This is a genomic window from Candidatus Saccharimonadales bacterium (assembly GCA_035457485.1).
In the GTDB taxonomy this organism is placed as follows: Bacteria; Patescibacteriota; Saccharimonadia; order Saccharimonadales; family EFPC-124; genus DATIBO01.
The window spans coordinates 555,922-572,961 of the sequence record DATIBO010000006.1; the positions used below are offsets into that span (position 1 = coordinate 555,922).

General features: G+C 47.5%; 11 protein-coding genes. 9 read left to right on the forward strand and 2 right to left on the reverse strand.

Features of this window, described 5'->3' with window-relative positions:
• Window positions 1–123 precede the first annotated feature (123 nt).
• The 5 genes from VLA77_03175 to rpsG all read left to right on the forward strand — a co-directional run bounded on the left by VLA77_03175 (window position 124) and on the right by rpsG (window position 10,130).
• Complete coding sequence (locus VLA77_03175) at window positions 124–3,540, forward strand: DNA-directed RNA polymerase subunit beta (GenBank protein ID HSE29560.1); 3,417 nt, start codon at window positions 124–126, stop codon at window positions 3,538–3,540.
• The gene (rpoC, locus tag VLA77_03180; GenBank protein ID HSE29561.1) at window positions 3,540–7,316 is read left to right on the forward strand and encodes a DNA-directed RNA polymerase subunit beta'; all 3,777 of its coding nucleotides are present in this window, start codon (window positions 3,540–3,542) and stop codon (window positions 7,314–7,316) included. The genes VLA77_03175 and rpoC overlap by 1 nt, the downstream gene beginning before the upstream one ends.
• Window positions 7,317–7,391: 75 nt before the next feature.
• Window positions 7,392–9,077, forward strand: a complete 1,686-nt coding sequence (locus VLA77_03185; GenBank protein HSE29562.1) for a glycosyl hydrolase — start codon at window positions 7,392–7,394, stop codon at window positions 9,075–9,077.
• A gap of 160 nt (window positions 9,078–9,237) precedes the next feature.
• On the forward strand, window positions 9,238–9,651 hold the full coding sequence (rpsL, locus tag VLA77_03190) for a 30S ribosomal protein S12 (protein HSE29563.1): 414 nt from the start codon (window positions 9,238–9,240) through the stop codon (window positions 9,649–9,651).
• The gene (gene rpsG, locus VLA77_03195) at window positions 9,651–10,130 is read left to right on the forward strand and encodes a 30S ribosomal protein S7 (protein HSE29564.1); all 480 of its coding nucleotides are present in this window, start codon (window positions 9,651–9,653) and stop codon (window positions 10,128–10,130) included. The genes rpsL and rpsG overlap by 1 nt, the downstream gene beginning before the upstream one ends.
• Window positions 10,131–10,241: 111 nt before the next feature.
• Here the strand turns inward: rpsG and VLA77_03200 are convergent, their stop codons facing one another.
• Complete coding sequence (locus VLA77_03200) at window positions 10,242–10,676, reverse strand: hypothetical protein (protein ID HSE29565.1); 435 nt, start codon at window positions 10,674–10,676, stop codon at window positions 10,242–10,244.
• Window positions 10,677–10,852: 176 nt separating this feature from the next.
• Here VLA77_03200 and fusA point away from each other — a divergent pair, with 176 nt between their 5' ends.
• The 4 genes from fusA (at window position 10,853) to tuf (ending at window position 15,990) form a co-directional block, all read left to right on the forward strand.
• Window positions 10,853–12,928: an elongation factor G gene (gene fusA, locus VLA77_03205; protein ID HSE29566.1), complete on the forward strand. Its 2,076-nt coding sequence runs from the start codon at window positions 10,853–10,855 to the stop codon at window positions 12,926–12,928.
• A gap of 51 nt (window positions 12,929–12,979) precedes the next feature.
• Entirely contained in the window at window positions 12,980–14,053 is a 1,074-nt protein-coding gene (locus VLA77_03210) for a hypothetical protein (GenBank protein ID HSE29567.1), read from the forward strand.
• A gap of 35 nt (window positions 14,054–14,088) precedes the next feature.
• The gene (locus VLA77_03215; protein ID HSE29568.1) at window positions 14,089–14,700 is read left to right on the forward strand and encodes a hypothetical protein; all 612 of its coding nucleotides are present in this window, start codon (window positions 14,089–14,091) and stop codon (window positions 14,698–14,700) included.
• Between the two features lie 105 nt (window positions 14,701–14,805).
• Entirely contained in the window at window positions 14,806–15,990 is a 1,185-nt protein-coding gene (gene tuf, locus VLA77_03220) for an elongation factor Tu (GenBank protein ID HSE29569.1), read from the forward strand.
• 129 nt (window positions 15,991–16,119) lie between these two features.
• Here the strand turns inward: tuf and VLA77_03225 are convergent, their stop codons facing one another.
• Window positions 16,120–17,007, reverse strand: coding sequence for a hypothetical protein (locus tag VLA77_03225; protein ID HSE29570.1), 888 nt, complete (start codon window positions 17,005–17,007; stop codon window positions 16,120–16,122).
• Between the last annotated feature and the right edge of the window lie 33 nt (window positions 17,008–17,040).

The following is a 17,040-nucleotide window of genomic DNA, read 5'->3' on the forward strand; positions in this document are numbered from 1 at the left end:
TAGAGTAAGGTAGGTGTATTATAACTGTTTGCTAGTTGGCAGCTGGTTTACAGTTTTTACTTACGCTTAGAAGATCTTCGGGCGCCAAGATCATAAAACTAATTATAGGGGCATAACTTACGCATGAGTAAAACTGCGACCACGAAGCCGGCAGATTTAAAGAATGCGCGTGTTTTCTTTACACAAGATGACACCGCTTTGCCGATGCCGAATTTAATCGGCCACCAGATCAGTAGCTTTAAATGGTTTGTTGAGGAGGGCTTGAGTGAAATCTTTGCCGAAATCAACCCGATCGAAGATTACACAGGTCAAAAACTTGAACTAAGATTTAAAGATTATCACTTTGCTGACCCAAAGATGAGTGAAATCGAAGCGCGCGAAAACAACGTGACTTTTGAAGCTCCTTTGCGTGCAAAAGTTGAACTTACCAACAAGGTAACGGGTGAAGTTAAAGAGCAAGAAATCTACTTAGGCGACTACCCTTGGATGACCGAACGCGGCACTTTTGTTATTAACGGCGCAGAGCGTGTTGTTGTTAGCCAGCTTATTCGCTCGGCCGGCGTGTTCTTTACTGCCGACAAGAGTGGTGGACGGGGACTTTACGGTGCTAAAGTTATTCCTGGTCGTGGTGCTTGGCTTGAGTTTGAAACCGCATCAAATGGCACTTTATATGTAAAAATCGACCGTCGTCGTAAAATTCCGGTAACAACTTTGTTGCGCGCCCTTGCTTACCCAACGAATGCTGCAATCAAAGAATTGTTCGCAGATGTTGACACTGGCGATGTAAAACACATTGACATCACTCTAGACAAAGACCCGGCAAAATCAACTAACGAAGCTATGATCGAAGTTTACCGTCGCTTGCGCCCAGGCGATTTGGCAACCGTAGACAATGCTCGTGAGCTAATCCAGCGCATGTTCTTTGACTTTAAGCGTTTTGACTTTAGCCGCGTTGGCCGCTACAAGCTTAACCAGCGCCTTGGTGTTGATGTGCCTAACACAGCCGAAAACCGTGTTATGCGAATCGAAGATCTAGTTGCGATCATCCGCGAGATCATTCGCTTAAACAACACGCAAGAACCAGCCGATGACATTGACGCATTAAGCAACCGCCGTGTAAAAATGGTCGGTGAACTTGTTCAGCGCCAGTTCCGTATCGGTCTACTACGCATGGAGCGCAACGCCCGCGACCGTATGAGCATGAGCGATATCGAGACTGTAACTCCTAACCAGCTTATCAACGCTCGCCCGATCGTTGCTGCGGTGCGTGAGTTCTTTGCTAGCTCTCAGCTTAGCCAGTTCATGGATCAAACCAACCCGCTTAGCGAACTTGCTCACAAGCGCCGCCTAAGTTCGATGGGCCCAGGTGGTTTAAGCCGAGAACGCGCAGGCTTTGATGTTCGTGACGCCCACGCAACTCACTACGGACGCCTTTGTGTAGTTGAGACTCCAGAAGGTACGAACATTGGTTTGGTGCTTAACCTCGCTAGCTATGCTCGCGTGAACGAATATGGCTTTTTGGAAGCACCATATGTTCGCGTTAAAAACGGTAAAGTTACCGACGAAGTTGTATACCTTGGTGCAGACGCCGAAGCTCGCGAGATTATCGCCGAGGCCGGTAACGAAATCGACGCAAGTGGTAAATTTAAAAACGCTCGTGTGTCTGCACGTGTAAACTTGCAGGCTGGTGAAATCGACGCAAGCGAAGTTACATTTATTGACGCCGCTCGTAAGGAAATTCTAGGAAGTACTGCTTCGTTGATCCCTTTTATCGAGAAAAACCGCGTCGACCGATCTTTGACTGGTTCGAACATGCAGAAGCAGGCTGTGCCTCTTATTAACCCTAAATCTCCAATTGTCGGAACCGGTGTTGAGCGTGCAATCGCGCTAAACAGTGGTCAGCTAGTTATTGCTGAAGCCGATGGTGAAGTGGTAAAAGCCGATGGTGATGAAGTTCAGGTTAAATACAAAGATGGCGTAAAGTCTTATGTTCCTCAGCACTTTAAACGAAGTAACGATGGCGAGTGTATTGACCAGCGTGTTGTAGTGAACCGTGGTCAAAAAGTTAAGGCTGGCGATTCTTTGATCGAAGGTATGAGTATGGCAGACGGCGAACTTGCTGTTGGCCGTGACCTTATGGTTGCGTTCATGCCTTGGGGTGGTTACAACATGGACGACTCAATCGTATTGAGTCAACGTATTGTAAAAGACGACGAATTAACAAGTATTCACATTACTGACTACATGGTAGAAGTGCGTGAAACTAAGCTTGGCCCAGAAATCGTAACTCGCGACATTCCAAACGTATCAGAGGAAACTCTTCGCCACCTGGACGAAAACGGTATCGTACGCATTGGCGCCGAAGTTCGTGCTGGCGACATTTTGGTTGGTAAAATTACTCCAAAAGGTGAGCAAGAACTATCTAGCGAAGAACGCTTGCTACGCGCTATCTTTGGTGAAAAAGCTAAAGATGTTCGCGACACTTCGCAGCGTATGAACAATGGTAAACACGGTAAAGTTGTTGGTGTTAAGGTGTTTAGCCGCGAAAACGGCCACGAACTAAAAGCTGGCGTTTTGATGCAAATCCAGATCTTTGTTGCTCAAATGCGCAAGATTGCAGTTGGTGACAAATTGGCTGGACGTCACGGTAACAAAGGTGTAGTTGCTCGAGTATTGCCAGTTGAGGACATGCCTTTCATGGCCGACGGTACTCCTGTTGACGTAATTTTGAACCCACTGGGTGTGCCTAGCCGTATGAACATTGGTCAGTTGTTTGAGACTCACCTTGGTATGGCTGCTCGTGCACTTGGCTATAAAGTTGCAACTCCGCCATTTAACGGTGTTAGCCAAGAAACTATTGTTGGTGAGCTTAAAAAAGCTGGCTTCCCAGAAGATGGTAAAGTTGAGTTGTTTGATGGCCGAACTGGTGAAATGTTCAAAGAAAAAGTTGCCGTTGGTAACATGTACATGATGAAACTGCACCACATGGTTGCTGACAAGATCCACGCGCGCTCAATTGGGCCATACACAATGGTCACCCAGCAGCCGCTTGGTGGTAAGGCGCAAAACGGTGGTCAGCGGTTTGGTGAGATGGAGGTGTGGGCACTTGAAGCTTACGGTGCCGCAGCAACTCTACAAGAAATGCTAACTATTAAGTCTGACGACGTTTACGGACGCGCGAAGGCTTATGAAGCAATCATTAAAAAAGAACCGATTCTTGGTCCAAAAGTTCCAGAAAGCTTTAATGTGTTAGTAAAAGAACTTCAAGGCTTGAACCTAAGGGTTGACCTAGTAAAAGGTGAAAATCATGTGGTTGATGCCGAGGAGGTTCTGGAGACTAGTATTGAAGGCGAAGCAGCTGCAATGCCAACTGTAGAAGTTGCAGGCGAGCCACTCGATGTGACTGTTGCTGACGAAGTAGATGAATTTGGTGAAATCGACCTTGGCGACGGAATGTCCGTACGAGACACTGATGACATAAACGAAGATGACATTGCTGCAGCCGCAGCCAATGAAGATGACGAAAAGGAGGTCAAATAATGAGCGGTATCTCTAGTGGTACAAGTATTGCTGACTTTGACGCAGTGCGATTAGCCGTGGCATCTCATGAAGACATTCTTGATTGGTCCTACGGTGAAGTATTAAAACCCGAAACAATTAACTACCGAACACAAAAACCAGAACGCGACGGTTTGTTCTGTGAGCGTATTTTCGGGCCAGTAAAAGACATCAATCCGCACGACGCAAAATACAAAGGTGTTCGCAGTCGCGAAGCTGCTGTTGACAAGCGCGGTGAGTTGGTTACGAAAAGCATTGTTCGGCGCGAACGAATGGGCCACATTAGTCTTGCTGCTCCTGTTGGTCACATCTGGTTTATGCGTGGGACTCCAAGTGCGATGAGTTTGTTGCTTGGAATTACTGTTCGTAATATCGAGCGCGTTGCTTACTTTGCTAGCTACATTGTTAAAAATGTAGAGACCGAAAAGCGCGATCAGTTCTTGGCCGATGCAGAAGCTGAATATGAAGCAGCAAAGTCTGCGATCAAAATCCGCTTTGAAAAAGCTGCCGAAGAGGAAGGTGCAAACGTTAAAGAACTTGCAACCGCTCAAAGCAAAGAGCTTGACGAAGTAACTGAAGGATATCTGCTCAAAAAATCTCAGCTTGAAAGCATGCAGAAAACTCAGCTAATGAGTGAGACCGACTACCGAAACTTGCCAGAAGAATATCGCGAGATCATTAAGGTTGGCATGGGTGGAACGGCTCTTCGTGACCTGCTAGAGCAAATTGATCTCGAGCAACTTGTTAATGAGCTAACTACCGAAGCCGCCGAAGCTAAGGGTCAGCGCAAAAAGAAAGTTCTAAAACGGCTTAAAGTGCTAGAGGGTATGTTGCGCGCGGGAATTAAGCCTGCCAGCATGTGTATTACTGCCTTGCCTGTTATTCCGCCGGATCTTCGCCCAATGGTTCAGCTTACTGGTGGTCGTTTTGCGACTAGCGACTTAAACGACTTGTATCGACGTGTTATTAACCGTAACAATCGTCTTAAAAAGTTAATCGACCTAAACGCTCCAGAAGTAATTCGCCGAAACGAGATGCGCATGTTGCAAGAAGCGGTTGACGCTTTGATCGACAACAGTGCTGCTCGTAGCGGTCGTGCTGTAAGCGCAACTGGTGGCCGACGTCGCCTTAAATCTTTGAGCGATATGCTTAAGGGTAAACAAGGTCGTTTCCGTCAGAACCTTTTAGGTAAACGTGTGGACTACTCTGGTCGTTCAGTAATCGTTGCTGGTCCGGAGCTAAAGATTCACCAGTGTGGTTTGCCAAAACTAATGGCTTTGGAATTGTTCAAACCATTCGTAATTGCCGACCTACTCGCAAACGAACATGCTCACAACATCAAGAGCGCAACTCGTTTGATTGAATCTGGAGACAGTCTTGTTTGGGACGCTTTGGACGAAGTGATTAAGGGTAAGTACGTACTTCTTAACCGTGCACCGTCATTGCACCGTTTGTCGATCCAGGCTTTCCAACCTAAGTTGATCGAAGGTAAAGCAATTCAGCTTCACCCGTTAGTAACTAAAGGTTTCAACGCCGACTTCGATGGTGACCAGATGGCAGTTCACTTGCCGCTTAGCGACGAGGCTCAAGCCGAAGCTGGACGCTTGATGAGTGCAACCAACAACTTGTTAAAACCAGCTGATGGTACTCCAATTTTGAACATTAGCCAGGACATTGTTTTGGGTTGTTACTATTTGACGTACCCTAAACCAGATGCGCAAATTAAGCAGGCTAAGCGTTTTGCTAGTGTAAACGAAGCAATTGCAGCTTACGACCAAGGTTTGATTAAACTTCAAACTCCAATCGTGGTATTTGCTAAGGGCGCTGAACGCGAAACTACTTTGGGCCGCGTGTACTTCAACGAAGTGCTGCCAGCCGACCTACCATACGTAGAAGAAGTAATCGGCAAAAAACCGCTAAGCAAAGTTTTAGCTAAAATCTTTGACCTTTACGGACAAGAAACTACAGCCGAAGTTGCCGACGCAATCAAAGACTTGGCTCTTGAGTTCGCGACAATCTCTGCCGTTTCTACCGGTATGACTGACTACTTTGATGTTGAAGAGCTTGATGGAATCATCGGCGAAGGCGACGAAAAGACAGCGCAGATCTCACAACAATACGAACAAGGTTTAATTACCGATGAAGAGCGATATAGCTTAACGGTTGCCGCATGGCGCGCAATCGACAAAAAAATCACCGACTTGTTGCAGACCATTTTGGTTGGCCAAGACACTAGCGTGAGCGTGATGGTGAACTCTGGTGCGCGTGGCGACCTTTCTAACGTTAAACTTGCGACCGCAATGATCGGTATCATGGTGGACGCGAGCGGTAAAGAAATCGAACTTCCGATTCGAAGCAGCTACAAAAAAGGCTTGAGCCCACTTGAGGCTTTCGTGGCTACTCGTGGTGCGCGTAAAGGTTTGATCGACACGGCGCTTCGTACTGCCGACTCAGGTTACTTGACTCGTCGTTTGGTGGATGTTAGCCAGGATATCTTCACAGTAGAAGATGAGCTTGAAGATCCAGGATTCGAGATCTTCCGAGCGGAATCTGAAGAAACCATGATTGCGTTTACGGATCGCCTATACGGACGCTATGCAGCCGAAGATGTAAAAGGTCACGTGGCTAAAGGTGACTTGATTAGCCGTGACATTGCAAACGCGATTGACGCTGACGAAAAAGTTACATCTGTTCGTATCATGAGTATCTTGAGCTGTCCTACGCTTCGTGGTGTGGCGCGCAAGAGCTATGGTATCGACATGGCAACGAACTTGCTGGTAGATACTCACCAACCTGTTGGTGTAATCGCTGCGCAATCTGTAGGTGAGCCTGGTACGCAGTTGACTCTAAAAACCTTCCACGCTGGTGGTGTGGCTGGTGGAGACATCACTCAGGGTCTACCGCGCGTAGACGAGTTGTTTGAAGCTCGTTCACCTAAGGGTCAGGCTTTCTTGAGTGAAATTCCTGGTACGGCCGAAGTTTGGGAAGATGGCGAAAACTACATTGTCCAGATTACTCCGGACAAAGGTCGCATCGAAAAACTTGAACTTGATGGTCGCAAGGCACAAGTCAAGACTGGCACTGAAGTGTTGGCCGGCGATGTGCTTGCTGCCGATAAGGGTGATGCTCGTCCTTTGACTGCTCCGTTTGACGGCGTTGTCGAGGTAACTAAGGGTCATATCATCTTGAGTTCTACTTCTCAGACTCCTGTTCGCTACGAGATCCCAGGCTTCAAGCAGCTAACAGTTAAGTCTAACGATCATGTTGATGCAGGTGACCGCTTAACAAGTGGTTCGATTAACCTACATGACTTGATGAAGCTTAAAGGTGTCGAAGCAACTCAACGTTATATTATTAACGAAGTTTTGCGCATCTATGCTGCTCAGGGACAAAACATTGCCGACAAACACCTTGAGGTGATTGTTCGCCAAATGTTTAGCCGCGTGCAGATTGAAGATCCAGGCGACAGCCTGTTCGTAACTGGCGACATTGCTTCTAAGGCTGCTGTGGTTGAAACCAACAAACAGCTTGTGGCCGAAGGCAAGGAGCCAACGCAGTTCACTCAGTTACTGCTTGGAATCACAAAGGTTTCGATCTGGAGTGACAGCTTCTTATCGGCAGCTTCATTCCAAGATACGACTCGCGTACTAATTAGCGCGGCAACCAGCGGACGTGTAGACAACCTATACGGTCTAAAGGAAAACGTGATCATTGGTCGCAAGATTCCTGTGGGAACTGGTGCAAAAGAAGGCGCGTAGCCTTAAAACTTGGCGGTGGGGTATTTACACTCGCCGCCAAGCGAACTTATACTAAAAGGCAGGGCAAGGGGGTTAATGAAGGGTTTACTAAAAGGCGAGAAAATTGTTTTGCTTGCCGGCATTTTTACAGTAGTAGTTGCGATATTTTTTGCTTGGGTCGCGAATATTTCACGTTCTAGTGAAATCTTTTACTCGCAGACTGGGTGTACTGTTTCGACGCAGCTCGTTAATTCTTGCCGGGCTTGGCTTGGCGCAACGGCAGGCGGTTATGCGCAAGTAGGATCCGACCTCAACACTCAGCTTAACTTTTTTAACAAGCGACTGAATGACGCATCTGTTTTAACTGACGCATCTAAAAGCGTAGCCATCGACAAAAAAATGGACATTGCACATGTTTATCATCCACAAGGGACGAACTTATTTAGCGGGTCGGCGAGCGCAGTCTTAAATAACAATAGCTTCCCATACGTTTTTGTAAACTGGAAACCCCTACCAGCTGGCTATAAATGGAAAGACGCTAACGGCAGTAATTCAACAGTAAACAATTACATTGCTCAAGGCGCCCAAGCTGTAAAGGGCCTGGGTAGTCGCAAGATCTTTTTAACCATTTGGCACGAACCAGAGAATGATGTTTCGAGCGGAAACTGCACCTCTAATGCGGGTGGTGCGAGCATGGGAAGTCCGAGTGAATATGTCGATATGTGGCGCAATGTGCGCAGTATTTTTGATGCGCAAGGCGTTGGCAATGTGGTCTGGGTAATGAATTATATGGGCTTTTCAAACTGGGATTGTTTAGTTGCGAAGCTTTATCCAGGAAATGCCTACGTGGATTGGATCGTCTATGATCAATACGGGTCTGGCACGACTGGATTTAATGCCAGTGTGGAACGTTTTTACAACTTTTTAAGCAACAATAGTAACAACACTACAAACTACAACTCTAAAATTTGGGGATTAGCCGAGCACGGATACAATAATGTCAGTAGCCAGTCAAATGACGCGCGCGCTCGTGATTATTGGACTGAGGGTAAAAACGCGGTTTTAGCAAACAAGTTTCCTAAAATTAAAATGTGGGTGGTTTTCGACACAAGCACTAACGGATCTTCGCGTGTGGGCTATAATTTTTCGGGTGGTGTAGATGTTGCAGAACAAACTGAATTTAACGGTTTTGCGACCGCGGTTCTGGGTGTCTCAGCACCAACGGCACCGCCGCCTCCACCACCATCAGTTCCAACTCCGCCTCCTCCTACCGAGCCAACTCCAACTAATCCTACCCCAACAAATCCTACACCAACCGTACCAAGTCCATCACCAAACTCACCGTCACCTGCTGCTCAAGAGCCGGTTACGAGTTCGGGTGCGATTAACGTAGCAGTTATCGAGCAGGTTCAACAGGGTGAACAAGTCGTTGTTGATGCGGCAGCCCTTGCCGCCCAAGAGATTGTGGTACGCACGGAATACTACGTGAATGGTCGATTAACTCAGGTGCTAACTGAGCCGCCATTCGCCTTCGACACAGGGTTATTGTTGCCGGGTGATCACACAATCACACAACATACCTATTTTAGTGACGGCAGCGGGATGGTGCGTAGCGAAAGTGTTACGATTGAACACGCAAAACCAAACTCAAGTGCATCGGCCCAACCAAAAACACAATGGCAGATTGCGTTAGCATACACTTTACCTACACTGGGGGTGGTAGGGGCAATTACGGTTTTGTTCGTACTATTTAGAAGAGGTATCCTGCACTGGCCACTTTAGGTTGATTTTTAAAGCCACAACTGTTATAGTAGCTAATGAGTTTCACTTCGGATAAGTTTTATGGGACAGGTGTGTAACATTTAACTGCCGTTAAAGTAGAAGATGACCTTGCACTTACCATGCAGGCTAATCTTAAACCAATTTTAAGAGGAGCACTCTAGTGCCAACAATTAACCAATTAGTTCGCAAGCCGCGCAAAACGGCTGCTAAAAAAAGCAAGTCTGTGGCCCTTGGTCGCATTCACAACGCTCTTCAGGGCAAATATTACGAAGCAAACGCTCCGCTAAAGCGCGGTGTTTGTATTAAAGTTACTACTCGTACTCCACGTAAGCCGAACTCTGCGCTTCGTAAAGTTGCACGTGTTCGCTTGAACAACGGCTACGAAGTTTGGGCTTACATCGGTGGCGAAGGTCATAACCTACAGGAACACGCAGTTGTGTTGATCCGTGGTGGTCGTGTGCCTGATCTTCCGGGTGTACGCTATCACATTGTTCGCGGTACCCTTGACTTACAAGGTGTGAAAGACCGCAAAAAAGCCCGTAGCAAATACGGCACCAAGAAGGAGAGCAAATAATGCCTCGCAAAAAGACTAAATCCCTACAACGTAAACTTTCACCAGATCGTAAATACAACAGCGTTTTGGTTCAACGTTTAATCAACAAGACCATGCTAAGCGGTAAAAAACAGCTTGCTGAACGCTCTGTTTACGAAGCTATGGCTTTAGCTGCAAAAAAACTCAAGAGTGATGATCCGCTTGTAGTTTTTGAGCGCGCTATTAAGAACGTTTACCCAAATGTAGAAGTTAAAAGCCGTCGTGTTGGTGGTGCTAACTTCCAGATTCCATTCCCTGTTCAAGGTAATCGTCAGCAACACTTGGCGTTTATGTGGTTCGTGCAAGCTGCACGTTCTCGTAAAGGTATGCCGATCGCTCAGCGATTGAGTGCCGAGATTGTTGATGCGCATAACCAAATGGGTGGCGCTTACAAAAAGCGTGAAGACACCCATAAAATGGCAGAAGCAAACCGCGCTTTTGCTCACTTTGCTCGCGGTTAATAAACCAACGGTTAATAAAAATAGCTCCCGTAAAAAGGAGCTATTTTTATTTATAAGTTTGGGGTGATGGCCCTCGTCCGTATTGCACGAGGGCCATCGCCGATAGAAGTTTCAGATGGCCGGCTTCTTAGCTCTGCTGTTCATGTAGGCCAGGTATGGATCTGTGGCAGCGACCGCGACAACGTGCTTGAAGCTTGGCGCTCGCTTGCGGTCAGGCGTACGCAAGAGCTTTACCAGAATGCCAGTTCGACCGCCGATGTAGTAGTCGATCCCGTCGACCTGATACACAGCGTCGGGGCCGTGCGTCCAGTCGACTCGAAAAACGCACGCCAATCGGGCAGACGTTTCAGGCGCCTTGGGGTCGTAGATGACGATTGTTCGCTTGCGCACCATCTCTCTGAAGTCGGTGTAAACCGAGGCTTCCAACAGCGCCCCCAGCGGGATGGTGCCGATGTCACCCGTTCGCAAGTAACTCTCGAGTGCCTCCTTTGGGAGCTTCTCTGGGTCCATGCCATACAGCTTGGGTGTTGCGGTCTTTCCGGTCATCGTCTCGCACCTTTCTATCAGACGACCGAGGTATTATAAAATATACTAAGTCTTTGAGCAAATCCACGCTTAGTATCAGCGCTAACCTAATTGAATTTCTATCTGTTTATATGATATAATGGGCCAAATTGCTCTTTTGGCATGCCTTTAGAGTTTTTAATAAATAACGAGGACATATGGCCACAGATTTAAAGAAATTCCGAAACATTGGTATTATCGCGCACATCGATGCGGGTAAAACTACAACTACCGAAGGTATTTTGTACCGAACCGGTTTGAGTCACAAAATTGGTGCAGTTCACGAAGGTGAAACTACAACCGACTGGATGGAACAAGAACGTGAACGTGGTATCACAATTACTTCTGCTGCCGTGACTTGTTTCTGGAAAGACCACAAAATCAACATCATCGACACTCCTGGACACATCGACTTTACTGCAGAAGTTGAGCGTTCCTTGCGCGTGCTCGACGGTGCTGTAGTTGTATTCGACGGTAAAATGGGCGTAGAAGCTCAAACCGAAACTGTATGGCGCCAGGCCAACAAATACGGTGTGCCTCGTATTTGCTTTATTAACAAAATAAACCAAACTGGCGGTGATTTTTACAAATCTCTTGAGAGTATTCATGCTCGCCTAAGCAAACGCGCATTGCCAATTCACTTGCCAATCGGTTTTGAACAGAGTATTAACGGCGTTGTTGATCTTGTAAGCATGAAGGCATACACCTACAAAGAATTTGCCGACAAAGAGTTGATTGAGGGCGAGATTCCTGCTGACATGCTTGAAAAAGCTAAAAATGCTCGCACATTGCTCGTAGAAGCTGCCGTTGAAGCAGATGACACACTGTTTGAAAAGTATCTTGAGGGCGGCGAAGAATCAATTAGTGAAGCCGAACTAAAAGCTGCTATTCGTGCATCTGTTTTGACAGGTGAATTCTACATAGTAACTGGTGGAGACGGTCGTGGTGTGATCGTAGAAAAAGTTCTTGACCTTGTTAACGACTATTTGCCAAGCCCGCTAGACATTAGCGCTATTTGGGGTACTCACCCTAAAACTGGTGACAAAATTGAACGCAAGCCAAGCGCAACCGAACCTATGTCGGCACTTGCTTTTAAAGTTGCAACAGACCCATTCGTTGGTAAATTGATTTTCGTACGTGTTTACAGTGGTAAAATTAGCGCCGGTAGCTACATTTTTAACGCGACGACAGGTGAAAAAGAGCGCGTAGGTCGCTTGGTTCGCATGCATGCCGACAAACGAGAAGACATTACCGAAATCGAAGCTGGTGATATCGCAGCTGTTGTGGGTCTAAAAGATACCACAACCGGTACGACTTTGTGTGATCCAGCCAACCCAATCATTCTTGAAAGTATTGATTTCCCAGAACCTCCAGTAAGTATTGCGATTGAGCCAAAGACTAAAGCCGACCAAGAGAAAATGGCCCTAGCCCTTCAGCGATTAGCCGAAGAAGACCCAACTTTCCGTGTTCACACGGATCAAGAAACTGGTCAGACCATTATTAGCGGTATGGGCGAGCTTCACCTTGAGATCATTGTCGATCGAATGAAGCGTGAGTTTAAGGTTGAAGCAAATATCGGCCAGCCTCAGGTTGCTTACCGTGAAACAATCAAAAAACTTACCGAAATCGAAGGCAAGTACATCAAGCAATCTGGTGGTCGTGGTCAGTATGGTCACGTATGGCTTAAACTTGAACCAAATGAAGTTGGTAAGGGCTTTGAGTTCATCGATGAGATTAAAGGTGGTGTGGTTCCTCAGGAATACCGCAACCCTGTTAAAAACGGTATCGAAGAAACTCTTAACGGTGGTGTGATTGCTGGATATCCAGTAGTTGACGTTAAAGCGACTCTATATGACGGTAGTTATCACGAAGTTGACTCAAGTGAAATGGCCTTTAAAATGGCCGGTGCACTTGCGGCTCGTGAAGGTGTACGCAAAGCCGCTCCAGTATTACTCGAACCTGTGATGAAGGTTGTAGTTGTTACCCCAGAAGACTTCATGGGTGACGTAATTGGTGGTCTAAACTCTAAACGCGGCCGTATTGAGTCTATGGTGGACCTTGCTGGTGGCGCTAAAGAGATTACCGCAATTGTTCCTTTGGGCGAAATGTTTGGTTACACAACCGAACTTCGCAGCTCGACTCAAGGTCGCGCAAGCTCAAGCATGGAGCTAGCTCAGTACGAAGAAGTTCCAAACAACGTCGCTGAAGCAATTATTGCTAAGCGCGCTAAGTAATTAAAGACAAGCAAGAGTAGGTTAAGACCGGGCTCTTGCTATGCTTTAAATATGGAAAAAAGTTTAGTTTGGAATTTCAGATCGTCCAGCCATGCCGATTTTGAGCAAATTAATAAGGGCGGCCAACACTTAATTTTTGAAGACCCGTACTTTAAGCAGTTAGCTGAAGAATGCGGTATGCCTGATATCCGTCAGGTTCTTAGATTTAATTTTCAAGAATACATTCAACGACAGCGTACACTGCCAAGTGAGCGACATTTTGAGGCTGTGTCAGATCTAGCTACGATTCAAAATTATAGGTTTTCTCGCTTGCGCGAAACATTTGGTAATGATATTCCGGATCAATCCACGGTTGTTAAGCAAGTTTATTTCCGAAAAGAACATCTTGATCAAATCTGGAGCCACTACAACGGAATCCCGGAAGGGATGTATCAAACCGCAATGGACCATGTGGGGTGGGCACTAGTAACTTTTCAGGATCAGTTGCGCGATTTGCGCCCTGATGACTTGGCGTTTCGGATACCTTATGCCGAACGAAACGGTTCGGATAAGGAGTTCTATAGCGAGGTGAACCATCGTTGGTTGATTAACCCGTTTGCCACGCCGACCGAAGAAGAAATTAGACAGTTTCATTCAGTTCAGCCTAGCGATGAGCTTGTGGAGCTTTTGATCGACTGTGAATCTAACGAACTTCGCAGGAACAAAGCTATCGAAGTGATCGACAAGACCATTGGACACGCACTTTTAACTGGTGAACCCATCGACATTAGCGGCAAGGGTAATATTTTTATAAGCAAAGAGGGTGATTTGTGGGCGCCCGATATTCTATTTCCGATTCCTGAGCCAATTCTAGATTTTATTCCGGAAATTGTACTGAGAATTCAAAACAACTTTGGTCCAATCGCGAAAGAACTAAACTTTTTACTTAACGGGTTGGGTTTTGTGAGATCTATAAATTATCTTGCAGCACTGTTTAATCGGCCCGAGCGCATTATGCTTTTTGAGAACATGGATATTAATCCGCAAACCTGGGATAAAGTTTACGATTTTTTAACAAACTTGAGTACGTATAAACAACTGCATGCTGATACAATGAGCTATCACAAAACTAATAGTGACTCTTAATGCACCCTGTATAATTGTCAAAAATAAGGTTTTTTATGAGTGAAGTACCGAGCTCTAACGAGCGACACAAGATGGAAGTTAGTAAAGCTCACGAAGCGCTGAATTCGTTGGCAGAGTTAGAATCGCATGAAGGGATGGAAATCGCTGTTCGACTAGCGTCGGTGATTGAGTCCTCGTTTGATTTGAGCTCACAAGATAAAGTCGCCTCAGCTAGTAAAACAATCGAGCGTTTAGTTCTAGATTATTCGGTAGACGATACGGAGTCGGCTGCGGACAAGTTTTTGGTGAAGCTGGGGCTGGTTGCAGATGCCGCTTCGGTTGTTTTAGCCGGTAACCAGTCTAAGTTCAACAGAGACCAGCTGGCCGATCTAATGTTTCGTGTGGTCAAAATTTTCCCTAACAGTCGGGAGTATCGTGATTTTCTAGGTAAGGCCTTGGCGCCTTTTATAATGTTTAGGTGTGAGTATGCGGGAGTGTATGCACAGGGTAATGATATCGATCAGATGGCTTTGGCCGAGGGCTTACTAGAAGAAGGCGAGTGGTTTTTGAGCCGAATGCGAGAATATGAACTCGGGCCTGCTTCGCTGCACAACATTCTTAAGAACACGGCCAAAAGCTCGCGCCGCCAAATGCGGGGTAAAAAATAGCTCCACCTCTTTACACAAGGAGCTCGTATCTGTATAATTTGATGCATACGTCGCACGACGCTTTTGTGCACGTGCGAATAAAATAATTTAAGGAGAAATCTACATATGGCAGATTCATTTGACCGAACCAAGCCTCACGTTAACGTAGGTACTATGGGTCACGTTGACCACGGTAAAACTACTTTAACTGCAGCTATTACAACGGTTCTTGCCAAAAAGCTTCCAACAGCAACTAACAAGCCTGTTGCTTACGACAAAATCGACAACGCACCAGAAGAAAAAGCACGTGGTATTACCATCGCTACTTCTCACCAAGAGTACGAGTCTGAAAAACGTCACTACGCTCACGTTGACATGCCTGGTCACGCTGACTACGTTAAAAACATGATCACTGGTGCCGCTCAGGTTGACGGTGCTATCTTGGTTGTTTCTGCAGCTGACGGCCCAATGCCTCAGACTCGCGAACACGTTCTACTTGCTAAGCAGGTTGGCGTACCAAAAATTGTTGTATTCCTAAACAAAATGGACATGGCTGACGCTGAACTAGTTGAACTAGTTGAAGAAGATGTTCGTGACCTACTTGCTAAATACGACTTCGACCGCAACGCTCCAATCATTAAGGGTTCTGCTCTTAAAGCTCTTGAAGGCGATGCAGCTTACGAAGACGCTATCATGGAACTTGTTAAGGCTATGGATGACTACATCGAAGAGCCAAAACGAGATCTAGACAAACCATTCTTGATGCCTGTTGAAGACGTATTCAGCATTAAGGGTCGTGGCACTGTTGCTACTGGTCGTATCGAAACTGGTGTTGTTAAGATCAACGAAGAAGTTGAAATCGTTGGTATCCGCGACAGCCGCAAAACTGTTGTAACTGGTATCGAAGCTTTCAAAAAGAACCTTGACCAAGGTCAAGCTGGCGACAACGCTGGATTGCTACTTCGTGGTATCGAGCGCGATGACATCGAACGCGGTCAGGTTATTGCTAAACCAGGTTCAATCACTCCACACACCGAGTTTGAATCAGAAGTTTACGTTCTAACCAAAGAAGAAGGTGGTCGTCACACTCCATTCTTCAAGGGTTACAAACCTCAGTTCTACTTCCGTACAACTGACGTAACTGGTGAAGTTGAACTTCCAGCTGACAAAGAAATGGTTATGCCTGGTGACACAATCACATTTAAGGTAAAACTACTTTCTCCAATCGCTATGGAGCAAGGTCTACGCTTCGCTATCCGCGAAGGTGGCCGTACCGTAGGTGCTGGTGTTGTAACTAAGATCATTAAATAATCTTAGTAAACTACGCAAAAAGAGTCGCAAGTATGCGGCTCTTTTTGTTTTGGGTGAAATAATAAGTTCGGTTAGGCGGGCCCGATCTCTGCGCAGTGGCAGTGATCGGGCCCGCGAACGGACAGGAGGTCAGCAGGTCCGGGCCTCGGCGTACGGGTAGTTCGTGACGCAGTTGCGGTTGAACGGAACCGGGGCCAGCGACTTGGGGTCGAGGACGCGGTCCGTCCAGGTGAACACGAAGTCGTAGGTCTTGCTGGTGTCGAACGAGTAGTCGTTGACGTTCGGGGCCCACACGTAGGTCTTGCCGCCGTCCTCGCTCATGTAGTTCATGAACGGGATGACGTTGTCGCCGGCATAGTAGCGGATCCCCACGACGGTGTTCATCTTGGTGATGGCGCCGTTGACGACGATCGCCGGGGTGGACCGCGGCGCGTCGATCACGACCAGCCAGCCCTCGCTCGGCATCTCGTTGTTCGAGATGGGGTTCAGGCTGTCCCGGTTGGTGATGAACATGATCTTGCCGGTGCTGAGCGCGTTGTCCACGGCCAACTGGCCCTTGACGAGTCGGAAGTGCATGGCGCCGTTCTGGCACGGGTTGAGCTTGGTCAGGTCCAGCTTGTTGACGTCGAACTTGATGCCGCTCCGGGGGTTGCCCGGGTCGCAGTTCTCGAACGCCGCCTTACCGTGGATGTAGTCCAGGTAGGCGACCAGGTTCTGGCGCTGGATCACCGAGGTCTTCGGGTTGCAGATGGTGGCCATCACCAGGGTGTAGGTGTCGGTCGGCTGGGCCGGCGCCGGGTCGTTGCACCCGTAGTAGGCGTCCACCGCCGGCGAGCTGCTGCTCGTGGGCGAGGACGTGACGCTCGGGGCGGCACTGGGCGACGTGGCCATGGCGGCCGACGGCGAGGCACTGGGCTTGGTCCACTGCTGGGCGGGCTGGCTCGACTCGCTGCATCCGGCCGCCACGAGGGCGAGCAGAGTGAGAGCGGTGAGCAGCGCCGTGCGCTTGTTGCGCATGTCTCCTCCAGATGGGAATGTCCGTCTATACGC